General features: G+C 45.9%; 17 protein-coding genes. 3 read left to right on the top strand and 14 right to left on the bottom strand.

The window, feature by feature from the left end:
• Positions 1–159: 159 nt before the first annotated feature.
• On the bottom strand, positions 160–2,226 hold the full coding sequence (locus MKX34_RS09370) for a GDSL-type esterase/lipase family protein (RefSeq protein WP_339204845.1): 2,067 nt from the start codon (positions 2,224–2,226) through the stop codon (positions 160–162).
• A 240-nt stretch (positions 2,227–2,466) separates the two neighbouring features.
• Between MKX34_RS09370 and MKX34_RS09365 the strand changes: the two genes are divergently transcribed.
• Positions 2,467–3,405, top strand: a complete 939-nt coding sequence (locus MKX34_RS09365) for an AraC family transcriptional regulator (protein ID WP_076100100.1) — start codon at positions 2,467–2,469, stop codon at positions 3,403–3,405.
• Between the two features lie 76 nt (positions 3,406–3,481).
• Here MKX34_RS09365 and MKX34_RS09360 read toward each other — a convergent pair whose 3' ends face one another.
• From MKX34_RS09360 to citZ, 4 genes are all read right to left on the bottom strand, one after another.
• The gene (locus MKX34_RS09360; protein WP_036678923.1) at positions 3,482–3,910 is read right to left on the bottom strand and encodes a hypothetical protein; all 429 of its coding nucleotides are present in this window, start codon (positions 3,908–3,910) and stop codon (positions 3,482–3,484) included.
• Between the two features lie 127 nt (positions 3,911–4,037).
• On the bottom strand, positions 4,038–4,979 hold the full coding sequence (gene mdh, locus MKX34_RS09355; protein WP_076100099.1) for a malate dehydrogenase: 942 nt from the start codon (positions 4,977–4,979) through the stop codon (positions 4,038–4,040).
• A 78-nt stretch (positions 4,980–5,057) separates the two neighbouring features.
• Complete coding sequence (gene icd, locus MKX34_RS09350; RefSeq protein ID WP_036678918.1) at positions 5,058–6,353, bottom strand: NADP-dependent isocitrate dehydrogenase; 1,296 nt, start codon at positions 6,351–6,353, stop codon at positions 5,058–5,060.
• Positions 6,354–6,500: 147 nt separating this feature from the next.
• Complete coding sequence (gene citZ / locus MKX34_RS09345; protein ID WP_036678915.1) at positions 6,501–7,613, bottom strand: citrate synthase; 1,113 nt, start codon at positions 7,611–7,613, stop codon at positions 6,501–6,503.
• Between the two features lie 397 nt (positions 7,614–8,010).
• Between citZ and ytvI the strand changes: the two genes are divergently transcribed.
• Positions 8,011–9,126: a sporulation integral membrane protein YtvI gene (gene ytvI / locus MKX34_RS09340; RefSeq protein WP_076140876.1), complete on the top strand. Its 1,116-nt coding sequence runs from the start codon at positions 8,011–8,013 to the stop codon at positions 9,124–9,126.
• Positions 9,127–9,215: 89 nt separating this feature from the next.
• Here ytvI and MKX34_RS09335 read toward each other — a convergent pair whose 3' ends face one another.
• From MKX34_RS09335 to MKX34_RS09325, 3 genes are read right to left on the bottom strand one after another with little or no spacing between them, the layout of a single operon-like run.
• The gene (locus MKX34_RS09335) at positions 9,216–9,614 is read right to left on the bottom strand and encodes an FxsA family protein (RefSeq protein ID WP_036678910.1); all 399 of its coding nucleotides are present in this window, start codon (positions 9,612–9,614) and stop codon (positions 9,216–9,218) included.
• Entirely contained in the window at positions 9,611–10,138 is a 528-nt protein-coding gene (locus MKX34_RS09330) for a thioesterase family protein (RefSeq protein ID WP_076296039.1), read from the bottom strand. Before MKX34_RS09330 ends, MKX34_RS09335 begins: the two co-directional genes overlap by 4 nt.
• 39 nt (positions 10,139–10,177) lie before the next feature.
• The gene (locus MKX34_RS09325; RefSeq protein ID WP_036678905.1) at positions 10,178–11,362 is read right to left on the bottom strand and encodes an MFS transporter; all 1,185 of its coding nucleotides are present in this window, start codon (positions 11,360–11,362) and stop codon (positions 10,178–10,180) included.
• A gap of 127 nt (positions 11,363–11,489) precedes the next feature.
• On the opposite strand from MKX34_RS09325, the gene MKX34_RS09320 reads away from it, so the two are divergent.
• Entirely contained in the window at positions 11,490–12,191 is a 702-nt protein-coding gene (locus tag MKX34_RS09320) for a G1 family glutamic endopeptidase (RefSeq protein WP_256717582.1), read from the top strand.
• A gap of 185 nt (positions 12,192–12,376) precedes the next feature.
• Here MKX34_RS09320 and pyk read toward each other — a convergent pair whose 3' ends face one another.
• The 6 genes from pyk to MKX34_RS09290 all read right to left on the bottom strand — a co-directional run bounded on the left by pyk (position 12,377) and on the right by MKX34_RS09290 (position 20,646).
• Positions 12,377–13,795, bottom strand: a complete 1,419-nt coding sequence (gene pyk / locus MKX34_RS09315) for a pyruvate kinase (protein WP_038569666.1) — start codon at positions 13,793–13,795, stop codon at positions 12,377–12,379.
• Positions 13,796–14,125: 330 nt separating this feature from the next.
• Positions 14,126–15,127 carry an acetyl-CoA carboxylase carboxyltransferase subunit alpha gene (locus MKX34_RS09310; protein ID WP_036678900.1) on the bottom strand — a complete coding sequence of 334 codons (1,002 nt, stop codon included), beginning with the start codon at positions 15,125–15,127 and terminating at the stop codon, positions 14,126–14,128.
• 1 nt (position 15,128) lies between these two features.
• Complete coding sequence (gene accD, locus MKX34_RS09305) at positions 15,129–16,022, bottom strand: acetyl-CoA carboxylase, carboxyltransferase subunit beta (RefSeq protein WP_036678897.1); 894 nt, start codon at positions 16,020–16,022, stop codon at positions 15,129–15,131.
• A 72-nt stretch (positions 16,023–16,094) separates the two neighbouring features.
• Positions 16,095–16,283: a hypothetical protein gene (locus MKX34_RS09300; RefSeq protein ID WP_036678895.1), complete on the bottom strand. Its 189-nt coding sequence runs from the start codon at positions 16,281–16,283 to the stop codon at positions 16,095–16,097.
• Positions 16,284–16,429: 146 nt separating this feature from the next.
• Complete coding sequence (locus MKX34_RS09295) at positions 16,430–16,930, bottom strand: phosphatidylglycerophosphatase A (RefSeq protein ID WP_076100096.1); 501 nt, start codon at positions 16,928–16,930, stop codon at positions 16,430–16,432.
• Between the two features lie 74 nt (positions 16,931–17,004).
• Positions 17,005–20,646: a DNA polymerase III subunit alpha gene (locus MKX34_RS09290; RefSeq protein WP_076296038.1), complete on the bottom strand. Its 3,642-nt coding sequence runs from the start codon at positions 20,644–20,646 to the stop codon at positions 17,005–17,007.
• Between the last annotated feature and the right edge of the window lie 20 nt (positions 20,647–20,666).

Genomic DNA, 20,666 nt, shown 5'->3' with positions numbered 1-20,666 from the left:
GCTGGGTTTGTCATTTTCTTAAATCGCTTTACGAATCTTACTTACCACAATGCAAGTAGAAATAAACAACCGTGGATGTAAACTGCTGTAAGTGGAGAGGACTTCACTGCATACAAAAAGGCACAGCACCGCTGCTGTGCCTTGAATTGTTCACCCTAACTATTTCAAAGAAGAAACATGATTTTCTGCATTCACTTCATGTTCCAGTACCCACATAAAATAAAGAGCCTTAGCTGCTTTCTCCCGGGTCACTATGGCTTTAGGTTCTAGTTCTGTCCCATTGACCATTTGACCTCTAGCAATCCCCACTTCAGATCTAATAAGCCCTAATTCATAAGCACTTTTCACTTTTGAAATTAAAAAGGGAGAAATGTCCGCCGTATCAACCAGCTGCTGCCAGGATACAAGTGGATAGTACATCGCTCCTCTAGCTCCTGGATCCAGATTGAAATCATAACCAGGATCTCCTGGCACTACTGCTGTGCCGTTATAATCAGTCATGTACTTAGGTTTATTAGCAAACTTTACTTGGTAAACATCATAGAGAATAGCACCCATCGTTTCACGTGACAGCTTACCTTTCGGATAATAGGCAAGATCTGATCTTTCCACTTTCATTAACTTAGAAATACTGCGTGTGAATTCAGCAACTGTCATCTCCGTATCTGGCTTAAAATTCCCTTGACGGTCTTTGCCCATTACTCCCAGCTGGATTAATTTTTCAATTTGATTGCGGTAATAAGCAGCTTCCCCGGTCGTCGTATCATTAGTTATTTCCGGAAAAACCTTATCCCAGTTGCCTGTTAGTGCCGCATGCTTAACGTTCCCTTTAAGATAAGCAGTAATGGAGGCAGCAGTAGAATCGCCAGTAGCACCTTTCTCTACAAGCTCCGTAACAATCATCCGCGAAAATTGTTTGGCGAGCGCTTCTTTAAAATGAGTCCCATCGATTTTCTTTGAAGGATGCCCGTTAGCGTAACTTCCGTCATTTGTTTTGCCTGGCGTTTCTCCGGCTTCAATTGACATGAAGAGGGCTGTTATCGCTTCTACTCCGATCTCGTTATAATATTTCAGACTTTCCGAGTTAAGGTCAATAAGTGTAACTCCAGATTCATCTGCAACCCGTTTAAGAATATCTACAAACTTTCTTGATTTAAAAGAATTCTCATAGATATATCCCGGACTTGCATTCCCTTTAATTCTGGACATTGGCGTTACCAGTACTGGTATCATGCCCCGGGCTTGGATCGCAGGGAGATAAACTTCTTTAAGGTAGTTTTCATACATTGCCTCAGTCGAACCTCTGCCGTAACGTCTGAACTCATCTGCACTCTCATCATTGTGTCCGAATTGAATAAACACATAATCCCCAATGCTGCCACTCAGTAAAATGTCGTTAAGTCGACCTTCTGTATAGGCATTTTTAAACGAGCGTCCTCCCATGGAATAGTTAGTTACACTCACTTTATGTTGATTAAACATACTGCCAATAATCTGGCCCCAACCACTCATTGGCGCTTCGTCGAAGGTGTAGGACTTGACCGTGGAATCTCCAAGTATAAATAAATTCGGAAGAGCTCCAGCTGCTCTATGCTGTGGCAAAATCGGTTCCAGTATGATCTCCTCAATCCCTACAGCTGTGTTCACTTTGTTCGGTTCAATCTCAATATCTATATGGTCACGGCCGTTTACATACGTATAAGTCCACTCTTTCCCTTTGGCTACAGCCGTATGCTTGACGGGTACAAGCTTTGCCGAGTCCCAATGTCCACTTTTCAACAAGCGGCTGGTCTGCATCCCTGATACTGACACGATCCCATCCTCTGCGTCAGAAGTCGTTTTTACATATACGTTGTAGGTTCCAGGGGAAGCATCCATTCGAAACGCCATGCCGTAGTTATTATAATTATCCTTTTCAGATTTAGGTTCAGCAAAAAAATAAGATTCTGTGATGAAAAAACCTGTTCCATCGGATGTAATTGAATCGGTATGCACTTCTCTAGCGGGTAAAGCGTTGGTCTCTTGGACAAAACCATAACCTAATGATGAGTCATACAATTGCGCACCGCGATTAGGATCATACCTAACGGATTGATACCCTGTTTTAACTTGGTTTGTAAAATTGAACTTGTATGCGTTTGCAATTTGGATTGGAGGTTGCCCCTCTACCCCATCTTTAATAAGGGCTGCCTCTGTTATACCGTGAGTAAGAGTCAATGAAGCCATAAGTAAAGAAGATAAGATTAGTATATCCCTACACAGCTTTCTCACTGCATTACACTTCCTTCCGTTTCTCGAAGTACTTACCTAGGTTCCTCCATTATCCCTTTTCTCTAAAGTGATTCAAATGATGATTTCATTCTTTTTTTTGACCTTTTGTAACGTAAAACTTGGAATTGATCAACGGCTCACACTGCAAAACGGTCATATGTATAGGTATCCTTGATATAATTAAGAACATCCCTATTGATCCTAAGGAGGAGAACTCCTATCGCTTACAAAGTCAGCTTTCCGAACATTATAAGTACACTGCAGCTGATCGGTGTTCATTATCGTGTAGCAGAACCTGGGTGGGCATACCCTGATCATCATCACAAAATCTTCGAACTATTGTATTGCTACGATGGCAACTCCCATCAATATGTAGAAGGAAGCTCCATCGCCTTTGGTAAAGGGGATTGGTTAATCATTCCGCCTGGCTTACGTCATTATGTAGTTAATTCAGGCCTGAGCAACTATATCTACCTCTCCTTTCATTTCGATATTGACGATTTAAAGTTTCGTGAATGGTTTCAATCTCAGGCTGTACAGAAATGGAATAACCAACAAATGCAGCGTTCGGGATTAAATCACCAGTTGGAACATTTGGATGAATTTATTAAGAACAATATTCTCGCCACGACTGCATCCACTGGATTTCCCGAGGAAATTGAAGAAATGATCCTTGTAAAAGAAAGGCTTCGTTTGCAAGCGATCATTCTGATGATTTTGACTGAACTCATTGATGTACAGCTCTCGAATTCAGAGAATTCCAACACAGCGAGACAAGCAAACTCTTTGTACGAGGTGGAAACTGCTCATCAGATCGAAAAATATATTGCAGCCAATATTCATTTACCGGAGCTCACGGTTAATTTGATTGCTGAGCAGCTTTGCTTAAGTCGGGTGCAGTGCCATAAGTTGTTTACAAAGGTGTATAAGATATCTCCTAGGCAGTACATAACTAACCTAAGATTAAAGAAGTCAAAACATTTACTGCTTCATACCGATTTAAAAATACAGATGATTTCTGAACAACTCGGGTTTGCTTCCCAGAGCCACTTCAGCCGACAATTCAAGCGATGGACGGGTGTTTCTCCCTTAAACTACCGGCCGAAATCTTATACTAATCCTATCAGGGATTAACGTTTATGAAGATAAATTACCGGAACATACGAAAAACCCGCTCTCCATTACGGAGGCGGGTATAATTCGCTGTAAATTAAACTATGTCGTTAAACACCATGAAGAATACCATCAATAGCAATGACACCGTAAGCAGTGCACTAAGTGTGCGCAATTTGCCAGTCTCTGCGCTAACGTCGCGGTTCTCACGAATTCCAGCTGCTGCAAGACGCAAAGGCTTGCTCATAATACCGCCAAGCGCAAACATCGCTAGCAGTAACACAACAACAATAATCATCCACGCTACTGAATAATCACCTTTGGTCATCATGTAACCGCCTGTAAGGAGTTGGATCACCAATCCATACTGCGCAAAACGATTAAATCCGGTTACTGCACTTAACGTTCCTTCTTTAGCCCCAGACGACAGTTTCTCTGCACGTCCTAGGATGAAGGGTAGCACAAGGTAGAAGCCAAGTGCCAAGGTTCCGATCATATGTAAGAAAAACAAAACGTTCCAATCCATAACATATCTCCTCCATTTTAACTGTGATAATAGTTACATTTAATTATACCCATTATTGCTTGAGAAGAAAAGGAAACCCCCATTTTAAGTGAACAAAATGGGGGTTTCTTCATACCTCTGTCACAATCTATACAGTTAGCACAGCTGTTACGCTACGCACGGATTCAGCAGACTTATCTAAAGCCGCTTTTTCCTCAGCTGTAAGCTCCAGTTCAAAAATCTTCTCGATACCATTGGCACCAAGTAACGCCGGAACACCCATGAACAGGTTATCATAGCCATATTCTCCTTCGAGCAAGGCGATAACCGGAATGATCCGTTTTTTGTCCTTCAAGATAGCTTCCGCCATCTGAACTAAAGAAGCCGCTGGTGCATAATAAGCACTACCATTTCCTAAGAGGTTAACAATCTCTCCGCCACCCACACGTGTACGTTGCACAATCTCATCAATACGCTCCGCAGATATCAATGTATCAATTGGGATGCCACCGACACTGGAATACCTTACAAGCGGTACCATATCGTCGCCATGTCCGCCTAATACGAAACCACGTACATCTTCAACGGATACCTTCAGCTCTTGTGCAATAAACGTGTTATAGCGGGCTGTATCCAGCACTCCGGATTGTCCAATTACGCGACTCTTCGGAAAACCCAGCGCATTAAATGCCGCATAGGTCATAGCGTCAACTGGATTGCTCAGAATGATTACAATGGAATCTGGTGCTACACGTTTTATGTTCTCGCATACCGACTTCACAATACCTGCATTGGTGTTCACGAGATCATCGCGACTCATTCCAGGTTTACGGGCAATCCCTGCAGTGATGATTACAATATCTGAATCCGCAGCATCTTCATAGCTTGAGGTTCCTGTAATTTGACTGTCAAATTTCTGTACAGGACCTGCTTCCAGCATATCTAGTGCCTTCCCCTTGGTAGTGTTCTCCATTTGTGGGATATCAAGCAGCACAACGTCACCAAGCTCCTTTTGAGCAAGCATAAGAGCTGTAGTAGCACCAGTAAAACCGGCACCTACAACTGTAATTTTATAACGTTTGATTGCCAAGGATTCTCCTCCTAGAACGGTGTCGGTATAGCTTGTATTAGCTAAACTTCAATATATTCAGTTGGTTGAGCCAGTCTCTTAGAGGTGATTAATAATCTCGTCGGCAAATGCAGAGCATTTCAGTTCAGTTGCGCCTTCCATCAGGCGGGCAAAGTCATAAGTCACGGTCTTGTTATTAATAGCTGTTTCCATACCTTTATAAATCAGATCTGCTGCTTCCTGCCAGCCCAGATGCTCCAGCAACATTACACCGGACAGAATCACGGAACCAGGGTTCACAACATCTTTGTCTGCATATTTAGGTGCGGTGCCATGAGTGGCTTCAAAAATCGCATGTCCAGAAATATAGTTAATGTTCGCTCCAGGAGCGATACCGATACCGCCGATTTGCGCAGCAAGCGCGTCAGACAGGTAGTCCCCGTTCAGGTTCAAGGTAGCAATAACATCAAAATCAGTCGGACGAGTCAGAACTTGTTGCAATGCGATATCCGCAATGGCATCCTTGATGATGATTTTGCCTGCAGCTTCAGCATCCTTCTGAGCAGCATTGGCAGCAGCTTCACCTTCACGTTCTTTAATCACATCATATTGATTCCAAGTGAAGACCTTATCTCCGAACTCTTGCTCAGCAACTTCATAACCCCAGTTTTTGAAGGCACCTTCAGTGAACTTCATGATGTTTCCTTTGTGCACAAGCGTTACGCTCTTGCGTCCGTGTTTGATCGCATATTCAATCGCAGCGCGCACCAAACGTTTCGAACCTTCGGAGGATACTGGTTTGATACCAATACCAGAAGTTTCAGGGAAACGGATTTTGTTAACTCCCATCTCTTTTTGCAGGAATTCGATGACTTTCTTCACTTCAGCAGAACCTTCTTGATATTCAATCCCTGCATAAATATCCTCCGTATTCTCACGGAAAATAACCATATCCACCAGCTCAGGACGTTTAACAGGAGAAGGAACCCCTTCGAAATAACGAACTGGACGCAGACATACGTACAAATCCAACTCTTGACGCAAAGCTACGTTCAATGAACGAATACCGCCTCCGATTGGAGTCGTAAGCGGACCTTTAATAGCTACAAAATATTCACGGATTGCCTCCAATGTATCATTTGGCAGCCATTCGCCATATGTATTGAAGGCTTTTTCGCCAGCAAAAACTTCGTACCAAGCGATTTGCTTTGTGCCGCCATAAGCTTTAGTTACTGCTGCATCAAGTACGCGTTTGGAAGCCTTCCAAATATCACGGCCTGTGCCGTCACCCTCGATAAAAGGAATGATTGGATGATTAGGAACCTGCAGTTTACCATCTTTAATTGTGATTTGTTCGCCTTCTGTTGGCAGATCGAATTTTTCTAGTTTCAACATTTGAGTGTATTCCTCCTAAAGTTTTGTGGGATTTAATTTCTCATGGACAAGCCTCGAACAAAACTCTCTACGTATGAATATGCATTATTGCATATATTCTAGGGTTCATTCTACTAAACTTTAGGAGCAGCCTGCAAGGCTGCCCTTCTATCTTTCGTCTACTGGAACGTATTTCTGTTCAATCATACCTGTGTATTCTGCACGTGGCCGGATAATACGGTTATCTGTATATTGCTCCAGAATATGCGCAGTCCAGCCTGAAGTCCGGCTAATTGCAAAGATAGGAGTGAACAGCTCACGTTCAATACCCAGCTGTGTATAAACTGATGCCGAATAGAAATCAACATTTGGTTTAAGTCCCTTTTGTCCGGTAATCAATTCCTCGATATTTACGGACATATCATACAGCGTAGTATCATTCTTCATTGTGCCAAGTTCAAGTGACATTTTCATCAGATGTTTAGCACGTGGATCACCATTCTTGTATACTCTATGGCCGAAGCCCATGATCTTCTCACGGTTATCCAGCTTCTTACGAATATAAGGTTCAACCGCTTCCAAACTTCCGATCTCTTCAAGCATCTTCATAACGGCTTCATTCGCCCCACCGTGAAGTGGACCCTTGAGTGCACCGATAGCAGAGGTTACGCCTGAATAAATATCGGACAAGGTTGCAACCGTAACCCGGCCTGCAAAGGTTGAAGCATTCAGCTCATGGTCCGCATGAAGCACAAGTGCGGTATCAAGCGCTTTAACAGATACACTGTCAGGCTCTTTTCCCCATAGCATATACAGGAAGTTCTCGGCAATCGAGACGCCTTCTTTAGGAGCCACAGGTTCCAGACCTTTGCGAATACGCGATAGGGCTGCCACAACCGTCGGGAGCTGAGCCTGTAGTTTTACTGCTTTAATCTCGTTAGCTTCTCTACTCATATCGTCAGCCGCTTCATCATAGAGAGCAAGGCTTGATACAGCAGTCCGCAATGCTGCCATGGTGTTGGTGTCTTTTGGATAGAGCTTCATTTGCTCGATAACTGGCTCAGGAATCCGTGCGAAAGCACTGAAATCCCGTTTGAGCGCTTCCAGCTCTGGTGTTGTTGGTAGACTGCCAAACCACAATAAATAAGCGGTTTCTTCGAAGGTAGCATTTTCTGCGAGATCATCAATATCATAACCACGGTAAGTGAGTACCCCATCCACAATAGAGCTAATGGATGAAGTTGTTGCAACGATACCTTCCAAGCCTTTGGTAGCTGTCATAGCATATCTCTCCTTTGCCAACAAGGTATAAAAAGCATTCTCGGTTTCATGAAAACATTTCCAATTTAAAGCATTGAAAAATCTAATAAGTGCAGTTCAAGGACATATCCGGCGAGGATGTTGTCTGACTTTCGTAATCGAATCTTTATTCATCATACTGGATTTTGTCGGTTATGTGAACAATGTGGAAGCTTTGCAGCGCATCAAATGATTTTATCACAGAGATAGAAAAAAACTTCTAAACCCTTGATTCACAGTTGAGATTTTAGTTTATAGCATCCGGTTCAGCCCAATATTTATCCCGTTTCCTAGTCTTTAAATACGTTCTATGAATATATATGAAGACGAGCTTTTATTCCCCTGCATCAGCAGGAATGAAGGAGGTGTAGATCTTCGTATGGACCGATTAGCATTAAAAAGACTGCTGCGCGGCCTGTGGGTCGTTCTGGCTACCTCTATCCTCCTGCTGGCAATCTATTTATTGCTTCCGCTGTTATACCCCCTCCTGCTCGCTTGGTTGCTCGCTTATATCATGCATCCACTAGTGTTGATTCTTAAAGGTCTTAAGCTCCCAGCGTGGCTCGCAGTGTCGCTCTCGCTGCTATTTTACATAGGCGGAACCGCACTAGTACTGACCGCGATGATTACAAGGCTAGTGAAAGAATTGATCGTGCTGCTGCAGACCTTTAATCTTCATACGGACCAATGGAGAGATCTTCTGCTGTCTTTGAGCCAGAATGCAAGCATACAGAATATCATTAACCAGATAAATCAGTTCTACCGCGACAATCCTGACTATCACGCCACCATTGACAGCAATATCAGCAGAACAACGGAAACAGTTGGTTACGCAGTTACGCAAGTGGTGACCGGATTTTTTAATGTGATCTTAAAGCTGATCTCTGCTCTACCCAGTATGGGTACAATTCTTATCGTGGTCGTTCTCGCTGCCTTTTTTATTAGTACTAGCTGGGAAAGACATAATGCTAAACTCACAAGCTGGCTGCCAGCACCGTTCTTAAAGCCTGTATCGGATATCTGGCGGGATCTGCGAAAAGCTCTCTTCGGCTATCTCCGGGCTCAGCTAATCCTCATCTCGATTACAGCGGTCATTGTCGTGATCGGGTTGCTGCTCTTGGGTGTAAAATCTGCTTTCGCTATTGGCTTAATGATTGGTTTTGTGGATCTGCTGCCTTATTTAGGGGTTGGAATCGTAATGATTCCCTGGGCTTTATACTCTTACATGACAGACAATCTGGCACTGGGGATCGGACTTACTATCCTATATGCCGTTATCCTTATAACCCGCCAAGTGCTTGAGCCGAAAGTGCTCGCCAGCAGCATTGGGCTTGATCCCCTTGCTATGCTGGTCGGTATGTTTGCAGGTTTGCAGCTGTTCGGCATGCTTGGGCTGATCATCGGTCCCGTTATTCTAGTTATCCTTGTAGCCTTTAACCGAGCAGGTGTATTTCACGCGTTACACAGCTATATTGTCAGCGGAAGACTAAGATAATAAACAATACCCTACAATTCCTAGAATAGCAAAACAGAGCGGATCCCTATCAATGACGGGGATCCGCTCTGTTTTTGTTTTGATTATAACTAGCGGCGGTAAAAAGTGAAGGTGCCGTTTTTCATCTTTTTCTCAATCCACTTCAGCAAAAATATACGATACAAAGGCCGAGTCAACGGAAACACCAAGGAGAAACCTACAATATCCGTTACGAAACCAGGTAAGATCAGCAGTAAGCCCCCGAAAAAAATGCATAGGCCATCCAGCATCGTCCGGCCAGGAACGCGTCCCTCCTGCATATGTGTTCTGCTGTCTTGCAGCACCTTATTCCCTTCGAAACGCATCATCAATAAACCGATAACCGAGGTGGTCAACATAAGCAGCAGCGTTTTGAATGCTCCAAGCTGATCTGCTACAAAGATAAAGCCGAATAATTCCACGGCAGGAATGATAAATAATGCAGCCCACAACCATTTGCTTCTAATCATACAGAACCCCTTTCTTCCCGCAGCGCTCCTTTAATCGCGTGAAACAGCTCCGGAAGGGCTCTATCCAGCCTGGCAGGCTTCCATTCTCGATTCACCCAAACATGATTTGTCGAGCCGGTAACCAGCAGTTCCCCGGGGAGGTCCATCGACCGCAATTGTCCCAAAGTAGCCGCTGACCCCTCTAAATTCCTACCTTCTGCTTCCGAGAGCCTCCGCACCTGATACTCAAATGCGACTCTTAACGCCGAAAAGGTAGTCATTCGCGCATACGCGGAGATAAGATCATCATATCGCGCCGGACTTTTAAATTGCAAATCGGCTGAGGTAACAGGAAGCAGCACTCCCTGATTCTCAAGCTCACGATAAGTAAAGCCAAGCTGACGTAACAACTCCGTACGGCCAGACTCAAACCAGTTCAAATAATTCGCATGATACACAACGCCCATCTGATCACTTTCCTGGTATCGAACACGCAGGGTCGATTCATACCACCGGCTTCGCAAACCGTCTTGCTGTAATTCCATTTATAAATACTCCTTTCGGCATAGGCAGCAGGGAGAGCTTTATGCCCTGGCCCCGTCTGAAGATAGCTTTGTCGTTGATAGTTTGCTTCGGGAGCTTCTGGCGACATAAAATAGCAGCATCGCTCCTGCGATTGAACTCAACATACAAGACAGGTTCATCACTTCTACACCGCCTTGATTGAGCAAGAATCCATTTAATAAATTGCCAACAACACCGGCAAAACCCGAGAACACCATATTAAAAACACTTTGCCCAGTCGCCTGCATCTCGTTAGAGGTGATCTGAGATACATATTCAACGGCAGCAATATAAAAGAACCCGAATGACAGACCATGCAGTACCTGCACTCCAATCATTACGGATGGATAAGGGAATGCCACCTGAATGCCCCACCGCAAGACATAAATAAGTGCACCAAGGAGCAGCGTCCGCTCGCGACCCAGCTTTTTGATTACCTTGGAAGCAAACAGCATGGAGGGCACGTTCGTTACAGATGCGAGAAAAAGCGCAATTCCTGCATAACGAGTTGAACCTCCAACCGACTGAAACGCGATAACGAAGTAGGTTCCAAAAGCAGTCATCGTCTGGTTCACAAGAAAACTGCCACCCAAAAACGCTAGGAACACCCGATTCCCCAGCAGCTTTTTAACCCCCTGAGAAAACGATTGCCGCATCATATGATTCTCTTCTGCCTGCTTCGGCAGCGTCAATGCAATAAGAACCGCTATTAGATTAAACATAAGAAAGGGCAGCCATATCGTGGATACAGAGAAGGACGATACATACAATCCGCCTAAATAGGCTCCCACAGCCGCTCCAATGCTCATCATAAGCCTTATACTACCATAAGTAGCCCCAGCCCTCTTCGCCGCTGAAATCGCGTAAGAATCGGCTATAGGCGCCTGTGTTGAGGAAAAGATTGTTGAGAGGGTATACACCAGCAGTAACACTATAAAATATTCCGAACGGTAAAAGACCGCTAATAAAGCCGGTATCGCCACACTTAGGATTAGTACCAAACGTGTCTGATTATACCGATCCGAGACAATTCCCCATATTGGCTGAATCGTGATCGCAATTAGCGTGCCTGTTGCCATTAGTATACCTATTTGCCCGCTATCAAGTCCATTGTGTACAAGCAGCAGCGTTAGATATGAGCCAAATGAACCACCGGCCAATCCTAAAAACAGATAAAAGCCACGCAGCTTCGATAATTTTTCCATTTTAAGCTACAAATCCTCTCCAGCTTCTTAATCAAGCATTGCACTCTCTTATATTTTAGCAGAACACCCGTACTTCCTATGTAATCACCGCATTTAATATAGCAGTACTATAAAGGCGGTGGACAAGTTGAATGATAAACAAAATTCTATTCGGGTCAATCATCCATGTCTAAAAGACAAATCTAATGCGAACAAATTTCAAAGCTCCGGCTTCGGCTGGTCTTCAACAAACTGGAGCGGGTATACAATCACTGGAAAAAAGGGGACCCTTAACCGCATTGCCGGCGAATGGATCGTTCCCTCCGTAAAACCAACCTCTAAACCTTCCTATTCCTCTGCTTGGATTGGAATCGACGGTTTCAAGAACAGCAGCCTGATCCAAACGGGAACAGGCCATGAATTCGTAAATGGTCGTGCCCGGTATTACGCTTGGTGGGAAATTTTACCTGATGTTGAAACGGTAATTCCCCTTCCAGTGAGCCCTGGAGACCATATAAAAGCTAACATCACGAAGGTAGGCCGCAACAAATGGACGATTACGCTCCGCAATTTGAGCCGAAATTGGATTTTTCGAACATTGCAGCGATACAACGGACCACAAACCTCTGGTGAATGGATTATGGAGGCTCCCGAGGTAGACGGCTCGATCGCAAAGCTGGCGCGCGTCTCCCCTACTTGCTTCTATTGCTGTCGAATTAATGGCAAAAGTCCGAGGCTTACCCTAAATATGGGAGGAATCATGGTGCAAAATAACGCTACTATCGCCGTTCCTTCTTGTCCAAACCATCGTGGGGATTCTTTTACTGTCAAACGAACATACCCCAAATAAAAATTCTCGAACCTGTCATTCAAGATTTGTTACTAACAGCATAAATGGATTTAACATAATCTTCAATCGAATATGTTGATAAACACGAAAAAAGGGCTGCCTCGCTTGTAGATTTACACTACAGTTGAGACAACCCTTTAATTAAGCTCTATGGAACCTGTTAAACAGGTGAAGCCAGTCGAAAACTACTCGATTGTGCTTACTTTTACCAAGTTAGTGGAACCAGAACGTCCAAGTGGAATTCCTGCAGTAATCACAACTAGGTCACCAGTTTGAACCAGACCGGAATCCTTACCACCTTTGATTGCTGTTTCCAGCAGCTCATCTGTGGAAGATGCAACTTGTCCGAACACTGGCGTTACGCCCCAAACGAGGGACAATTGACGCATAGTTCTTTCTTGTGTTGTAACGGCAATGATTGGTGCTTTAGGACGGTATTTGGAAACAACGCGTGCAGTATGACCTGTTACAGTCGAAGAAATGATAGCCTTAGCGTTCAGATCCAAAGCAGAAATTGCAACGGATTGGCTGATTGCTTCTGTAACTGTAGTTTCTTGTGCAGTTTGTTGTTTCATGAAGATTTCATGGTGGTTCAGAGCGGATTCCGCTTTCTCAGCAATGCGGGACATTGTAAGTACGGATTCTACTGGATATTTACCAGCAGCAGTTTCTCCGGAAAGCATGATTGCATCTGTTCCATCTAAAATAGCGTTTGCTACGTCACTTGCTTCAGCGCGAGTAGGACGTGGGTTGCGTTGCATGGAATCCAACATTTGTGTAGCTGTGATAACTGGTTTACCAGCAACGTTACATTTTTGAATCATCAATTTTTGAGCCAAAGGTACATCTTCAGCTGGGATTTCAACACCAAGGTCACCACGAGCAACCATCAGGCCGTCAGAAGCTTCTAAAATTTCATCAAGGTTGTCAACACCTTGTTGGTTTTCGATTTTGGAAATGATTTGGATGTGAGAAGCGTTGTTTTTCTCAAGCAGCTCACGAATTTCCTGAACGTCGCTAGCTTTGCGAACGAAGGAAGCGGCGATAAAATCGATGTCCTGTTCGATACCAAAAAGAATATCGTTGGTGTCTTTTTCCGTAATACCCGGCAAGGAGATGTTTACTCCTGGTACGTTAACGCCCTTCTTGCTCTTAATCGTACCACCGTTTACAATACGGGTCTTGATTTCTGTACCTTGAATGTCGACAACTGTCAAACCAATCAGACCGTCATCAATAAGGATTGTGGATCCTACTTGAACATCGTTAGGAAGTTCGCTGTACGTGATGGAAATACGATCTTGATTACCAAGGATCTCTTCCGTAGTCAGTGTCAGGTACTCGTCCTGAACAAGTTCAATCGGTTCTACTTCCAGCTTGCCTGTGCGAATCTCCGGTCCTTTAGTATCGAGCAGGATAGCAACTGTTTTGTTCAGTTCCTTAGATGCTTGACGGATCGTATTGATCCGAGCACCGTGCTCTTCGAAATCGCCGTGGGAGAAATTCAGACGGGCCACATTCATACCAGCCAAAATCAATTTTTTGATATTCTCCAACGATTCACTCGCAGGTCCGATCGTACATACAATTTTACTTTTCCGCATTAGGTTTTCCTCCGTTTTTTCGTTCTCTCTGTCTCACTTTTTCCAACTACAAAATCTACTACAAGGCTAACTAATAAAATAGGAACTTTGTCACATGTGCCTTTAAGTACGCCCTTATGAATATTACTGCAAACCAGACACAAAATCAATGTTGTAGGCACTTTTGGGTGTAACTTTAAGTCGAATTTTCTGTAAACATAAAAAAAATTAAAATAATCCCGTTAGTGGATCGAGATTATTTTAATTCCAATAAATTGTATATTTTACACTATATCCAAAAGACCCACTAAGTATAGCTATATGTCTTAAAGTGCAAATGATTTTGCACTTTTACACTTCTGACTTCACTTCTTCTTCAATGAAAATTTGTTCCTGCTGAGCCTCTGCAAACTCACCAATTTTACGGAATTTACGGTATCGATCATCCTTCAATTCCACTGAGTTCATCTGGGTTAGCTCCTGCAGATGCCGCCATAATGCATCCTTAATCGCCGCTGCCGTTGCTTCGTAATCCCGATGAGCGCCGCCTTTAGGCTCTGGTACGATCTCTTCTATAACTTCCATCTCAAGCAGATCAGCAGCCGTTATCTTCATGGCTTCTGCCGCTTGATCAGCCTTCGAAGCATCCTTCCACAGAATAGAGGCCGCTCCGTTTGGAGATATCGCCGAATAAATGGCATGTTCCAGCATGAGCACTCTATTTCCAACCGCCAATGCCAGGGCGCCACCGCTTCCGCCTTCACCGATGACCACACAGATTACAGGGACACCAAACTGAGACATCTCGCGTAAATTACGGGCAATCGCTTCGGATTGACCTCTTTCCTCGGCTGTGTTGCCTGGGTATGCACCTTTCGTATCCACGAAGGTAATAATGGGACGTTTGAACTTGTCCGCTTGCTGCATCAGACGCAGCGCTTTACGGAAGCCCTCAGGGTGTGCACTGCCGAAGAATCGTAAAATATTCTCTTTGGTGTCTTTACCGCGCTGCTGGCCAATAACTGTAACCGGCAACCCATTTAGTTTACCGATGCCGCCTACAATAGCAAGATCATCCCCAAACATCCGATCACCGTGGAGCTCAATAAAATCTGTGAAGATCTGCCCCATAAGATCAAGGGAAGTCGGACGTCCTTGATGTCTAGCCAAATGCATTTTTTGCGAAGGAGAAATATTAGAATATATCTCTTCCTCCAGCACACGGTATCGTTCTTCCAGCCTAGCTACCTCGTCCGTAAAATCAATACCCTTCTCTTCGCCAAACTGCTTCAGTTCAGCAATCTTCTTGCGCATTTCTACCAGAGGCATTTCAAAAGGCAACTCTCCTGCCAACCTAAAATCCCCCTTTCACGTCATGCAGCTCCAAAATTTTAGTCAATGTAGCGCGCATTTCTTTGCGGTGCACGACCATATCAAGCAACCCATGCTGAAGATTAAATTCAGCGGTCTGGAAATCATCCGGAAGCTTCTGGCGAATGGTCTGCTCAATGACTATACGTCCTGCGAAACCAAATACCGCTCCAGGCTCTGCAATAATTATATCACCAAGGCTGGCAAAACTCGCAGATACTCCACCGGTAGTAGGATCCGTAATTATCGAGATGTAAAGACCTCCAACCTCGTTAAAACGAGCCAGCGCAGCGCTGGTCTTCGCCATTTGCATTAGACTAAGAATACTCTCCTGCATTCTCGCTCCACCTGAAGTAGAGAAAATAAGGAGTGGAAGCTGTTGCTCCGTGGCCTCTTCTATCGCACGGGTGATCTTCTCCCCTACTACAGAGCCCATACTGCCTGAGAAAAATTCAAAATTCATCACAGCTACGATGACTGGATGGCCACCAATGGAACCCTGACCCGTAATTACGGCTTCAGTTTGTCCAGATTTCAGCTGCTGTTGCTCCACTTTGGAAGCGTAACCCGGAAATTTCAGCGGGTCGATAGAATACATTTCACTGTCAAACTCAATAAAGCCCTCAGGGTCTAATGTCATCGCAATGCGCTCCACAGCATTTAGGCGCATGTGGTGACCACAAGTAGGACATACCTTTAGGTTCTTCTCTAATTCCTTACTATACTGGATCGTTCCGCATTTATTACATTTGCTCATTAATCCTTCAGGGATTTCACGTTTGGGGCGTTCGCCTTCCGCAGGCCCGCCGCTCCGCTCCAGACGTTCTGAAGGAATAGTCGCGTACTTCCGTTTCTTCTGAAATAAATCTTTGAACACACCCGCACCTCTTCAGCCGTTTATTTGCGTTATGCAGCTTGCCGCTGTCATGACTTTTGTCTTGTAAGAAACTCAGGGATGCAGAATAAGATTAAGGACTTCCTGTACTTCCTCCAGTTCACCTGAAGGAACCAATATCTCAAACTGCTGCTTGGACATATTGATTGGACGGCATTCTACCAAAAAACCTTCTTCTGTTAGCTTACTCTTAATCATATCCGCCACTCTGGCGGTCGGCGCGATATATATTACCGTCCACATGCCCTGCAAGGCCTCCCCAATCTTAATTCCCAGCCGTATCCCGTATAATGGAATTATGATAACACAGTTTTCTTTTTTCCCGCAACAGGAGTAGGGCATAGGAAGCAAGACTGAGGAACTTGTTCAAACGAAATAAAGGGGCTCAATTATTCCTTGTCCGTGCCTAAAGGATATACTTTTGCCCCTTCATGCCGATGAGCAATTCTGGCGGAAGCGGCGGCAGCAATGCCGGCAACAAGGTCATCCAAGAACACATGAATCCTACCTTTATCATCGTTCAGTTCACCAATGATTCCAAGCTTTATTTTGTCCAAATAACCAAAACCTGTCAGTCCGATCATCCCATATACCCCTGTTATACCAAGTGCCAGAGTCTCGTCCGCTCCGTAGAGGGATTCATCAGCCTCCATTACCGCCTGCAGCGGCTGTGGAAGCAGTTTTTTCTCGGCTAATTCATCAAGAGCAACACCTGTCATTAAAGTATACTGCACTTCTCTTTTGCCCAAAACAGACTTGACGCTGGACAGACATTCATCCTTAGTTAAACCAGGATAATAAACCGATTGTAAAATATATACGATTTCAGCAATGGAGGAAAGTGTTACACCTCTGCGTTCCAACAGATCTACTGCCATTTGATAGGACATGCTGCGACTCCCCTTTCCGTACAGGGATGTGCCCTGTGGTTTCCTAATGTATGCGGAAAAGGGGAGAATTGTTCTTATTTTATTCTTACCGTACCTGCACCCAGCATAACCTCGATCGCCGCGAAAAGTTCCTCGGACGGCTTAATTCGATAATTATCGCTAAGAGCTAGGAGCTTCTGATCCTGTTCATAGAACAGAAGCGTCGCAGCTGGACCGGGATGATTCTGCAGCAGCTCTTTCAGGCGCGACAGCAACGCTGCATTCTCTGAGGCCGGCGTGATCTTGATAAAGACACGCTGGCCTGAGGTCGCCGCTGTTGTTGGCGCGGCCTGTGCAGTTGTTGCAGGCGGCGTTGTGCCGCCTGCTGGCCTGGCAGCCGGACCAGTGGCGGCACCGCTGGTCCGGGAAGCAGGAGCTGCGCCGCGTGGCGGCGCTCCTGCTGAGGCCGAGCGTCCCGCGCTGTACGAGCGGGACGCGGCGGCACTGCGGCGCTGCAATAGCCCGCGGAGAGCCTCCGCAGACAGCAGCGCCACTTCCTCGGCCAGCAGCTTGAAGCCTTCGTCTTCCTGCTGCACCTTGGCGCGCAAGGCCAGCAGCGCGCCCTTGGCAATCAAGCTGCGGCTTCGCTTCCACACCTCAGGGAAGAGCACGACCTCGCAGCGCTCGATCTGATCTTCCCATTCGACGAAGGCCATCGATTTTCCTTGCTTCGTCGTAATTTCCTTAACGGATACTACCATTCCGGCCGTAACCGTCTGGCTCTCATCCGCGGCTTCACCAAGATCCATCAGCCGCTGCATACCGGGCTCCTCAAGCAGCTCCGCGCTATCATCAAGCGGATGGCCCGAAAGATATAACCCCAGCAGCTCACGTTCCATCTCCAGCTGCTGGCCAATGGTGAACTTAGGGATATCCGGATAGCGGATTTCCCAGTTCGGTGTCTCCACCAAATCGTCGAACAGCTGGATTTGCAGCTCATCCCGCTCCTTGCGCCATTTCAGCGCAGCGTCAACCGTCTCGTCCAGCATAGCCAGCAGCTGGGCGCGGTGACCCGGCAGACAGTCAAAAGCTCCCGCCTGCAGCAATGATTCCACTACCCGCTTATTGCAGACCCGCAGGTCCACACGTCGACAGAAATCTAGCAGACTGTCGAACGGACGCTCCTTGCGGACCGCCATAATGTTCTCCACTGCCAGCGTGCCGACGTTCTTAATGGCTGCGAGTCCAAAGCGGATATGCCCGGTTCCGGTTCCTTCGCCTGGAACCGGAGTAAACAATACGCCGCTCTCGTTCACATCCGGCGGCAACACGCCGATGCCCGTGCGGCGGCAGTCCAGCACATACTCCGCTACCTTGCGGTGAGTGCCCATTACAGCGGTCAACATAGACGCCATAAACTGCACCGGATAATGTGCCTTGAGATAAGCTGTCTGGAAAGCCAACACTCCGTAAGCCGCGGCATGAGCACGCGGGAAGCCGTAATCGGCAAAGCGCACGATCATATCATAAACAGCATTCGCATCCGTTTCATTATACCCCTGCTGCAAGCTGCCTTGAACAAAATGGCTCCGTTCCTTATCCAGAGTCTCACGTTTTTTCTTAGAGACCGCTCGACGGAGCAGATCCGCTTCTCCTAACGAGAAGCCCGCCATCAGAGAAGCAATCTGCATGATCTGTTCCTGATACACAATGATCCCATAGGTGTCCGCTAAAATAGCCTTCAAATCAGAATGTGGATACTCTACTTCAATCTCACCGTGTTTGCCTGCTATATATTTCGGGATAAATTCCATCGGACCCGGACGATACAGCGCTAGAACCGATACAATATCTTCAAAGCCGTTAGGCTTCAGATCTTTAAGTACTCGTCTAACGCCCGCCGACTCCAGCTGGAAGACCCCTGTTGTCTCACCAGCCCCAAGCATTTCATACGTAGCTGGATCATGATCTGGGATGACACGGAAATCTGGAACACTTCCGCTCATTTCTTTAATTGAATTCATGCAGCGTTCGATAATCGACAACGTGCGCAAACCCAGAAAATCCATTTTCAACAGCCCGACGCTCTCCAAATGCTCCATAGAGTATTGGGTTAACGCCGTACTTTCATTACCTTCCTGAAGTGGGACTGCATCTGTCAACGGACCCTTCGAGATAACAACCCCAGCAGCATGTGTCGAAGCATGGCGGGGCATGCCCTCCACCTTCATTGCCATATCCAGCAACCCTTTAATCTTTGGATTGCTATCATACAGTGCTTTAAGATCTGGTGTACTCTCCAGCGCCCTGGCAAGGCTGATCCCTAGTTGACCAGGTATAAGCTTGGCAGCTTTGTCTACCTCGTTATAAGGCAAGTTCAGCACCCTGCCTACATCACGAACGGCAGCCCGTGCAGCCATAGTTCCGAAAGTAATAATTTGCGCCACATGTTCTTTGCCGTATTTCTCCACTACATAACCAATAACCTCATCACGCCGTTCATCGCTAAAATCGATATCAATATCCGGCATGGTGATCCGTTCTGGATTTAGAAAACGTTCAAAGAGCAAGTTATATTTCAATGGGTCCACGTCAGTTATTCGCAAAGCGTATGCGGTGAGACTACCCGCGGAAGATCCCCGTCCGGGTCCCGTAGCAATTCCCTGACGTTGACAATAAGCAATAAAATCCCACACAATTAGAAAATAATCGCTGAAGCCCATACTCTCGATAACGCCCAGCTCATAGGTGAGACGCTTCTCAGCCGTCTCTCTTTGCTCAGGTGTAGCCCATTGCGGTGTATCTATATATCGTTCCTCCATCCCCTTCCAGCACAGCTCACGCAAATAAGCAGCGGAATCCATGCCTTCAGGGAGCGGAGAATAGGCAGGCAGAATATGATTGCCAAAGGTAAGCTCCAAATTACATTTTTCTGCGATCAATAAGGTATTGGCGATAGCCTGCGGCACATGCGGAAACAATGCCGCCATTTGCTCGCTGCTTTTTAGAAACAGCTGATCTGTTCCGATCTTGAGACGTTCCTCATCATCCACCGTTTTGCCTGTTCCGATGCAGATCAGCACATCCTGAACCTCAGCATCTTCCTTCGCCAAATAATGGACATCATTCGTCACCACAAGTGGAATTTCACATTCCCCGGCAAGGGCGATCAGCTTGGGATTCACTCTCTTTTGCTCAGAGATCCCGTGGTCTTGCAGCTCCAGATAGAAATCTTCGCCAAAAATCGCCTTATATCGCAGCGCAGCCTTTCGCGCCTCCTCATCACGACCATGCAGCAGATGCTGCGGCACTTCTCCGCCCAGACAAGCACTAAGGCAGATAATCCCCTCTGAATGAGCTGCCAACACTTCCATATCGATCCGGGGTTTATAATGATGGCCTTCCAGATGGCCGATAGAGATCAGCTTCATCAGGTTCTTGTAGCCGGTTTCATTCTTGACGAGCAGAATCAAGTGGTAGATCGGTTGATCTTTTCGACTGCCCCGCTCACGGCGTGAACCCGCGGTTAAATAAGCTTCACAGCCAATAATCGGCTTGATTCCATTCTCTTTACACGCTTTATAAAAGGGGATGGCCCCGTACATCACTCCATGATCCGTAAGCGCCAGCGACTTCATGCCGTATTCGCCGGCCCGGCGCACGAGATCGGTAATGCGCGCCGCCCCGTCCAGTAAACTGTATTCGCTGTGCACATGCAAATGCACGAAAGGGCTCATAACCCCACTTCCTCTCTACT

It is taken from the genome of Paenibacillus sp. FSL R5-0636 (assembly GCF_037974255.1).
In the GTDB taxonomy this organism is placed as follows: Bacteria; Bacillota; Bacilli; order Paenibacillales; family Paenibacillaceae; genus Paenibacillus_AQ; species Paenibacillus_AQ odorifer.
This window is presented reverse-complemented; position numbering and strand designations above follow the sequence as displayed.

What these genes read in the sequence shown, in the direction of transcription:
- ytvI (WP_076140876.1), top strand. Translation starts at nt 8,011, where the DNA reads ATGGACCGATTAGCATTAAAAAGACTGCTGCGCGGCCTGTGGGTCGTT.
- MKX34_RS09290 (WP_076296038.1), bottom strand. Translation starts at nt 20,646, where the DNA reads ATGAGCCCTTTCGTGCATTTGCATGTGCACAGCGAATACAGTTTACTG.
- pyk (WP_038569666.1), bottom strand. Translation starts at nt 13,795, where the DNA reads ATGCGGAAAAGTAAAATTGTATGTACGATCGGACCTGCGAGTGAATCG.
- MKX34_RS09335 (WP_036678910.1), bottom strand. Translation starts at nt 9,614, where the DNA reads ATGATTAGAAGCAAATGGTTGTGGGCTGCATTATTTATCATTCCTGCC.
- citZ (WP_036678915.1), bottom strand. Translation starts at nt 7,613, where the DNA reads ATGACAGCTACCAAAGGCTTGGAAGGTATCGTTGCAACAACTTCATCC.
- MKX34_RS09300 (WP_036678895.1), bottom strand. Translation starts at nt 16,283, where the DNA reads ATGTGGACGGTAATATATATCGCGCCGACCGCCAGAGTGGCGGATATG.
- MKX34_RS09295 (WP_076100096.1), bottom strand. Translation starts at nt 16,930, where the DNA reads ATGTCCTATCAAATGGCAGTAGATCTGTTGGAACGCAGAGGTGTAACA.
- icd (WP_036678918.1), bottom strand. Translation starts at nt 6,353, where the DNA reads ATGTTGAAACTAGAAAAATTCGATCTGCCAACAGAAGGCGAACAAATC.
- MKX34_RS09370 (WP_339204845.1), bottom strand. Translation starts at nt 2,226, where the DNA reads ATGGCTTCATTGACTCTTACTCACGGTATAACAGAGGCAGCCCTTATT.
- MKX34_RS09325 (WP_036678905.1), bottom strand. Translation starts at nt 11,362, where the DNA reads ATGGAAAAATTATCGAAGCTGCGTGGCTTTTATCTGTTTTTAGGATTG.
- MKX34_RS09360 (WP_036678923.1), bottom strand. Translation starts at nt 3,910, where the DNA reads ATGGATTGGAACGTTTTGTTTTTCTTACATATGATCGGAACCTTGGCA.
- MKX34_RS09330 (WP_076296039.1), bottom strand. Translation starts at nt 10,138, where the DNA reads ATGGAATTACAGCAAGACGGTTTGCGAAGCCGGTGGTATGAATCGACC.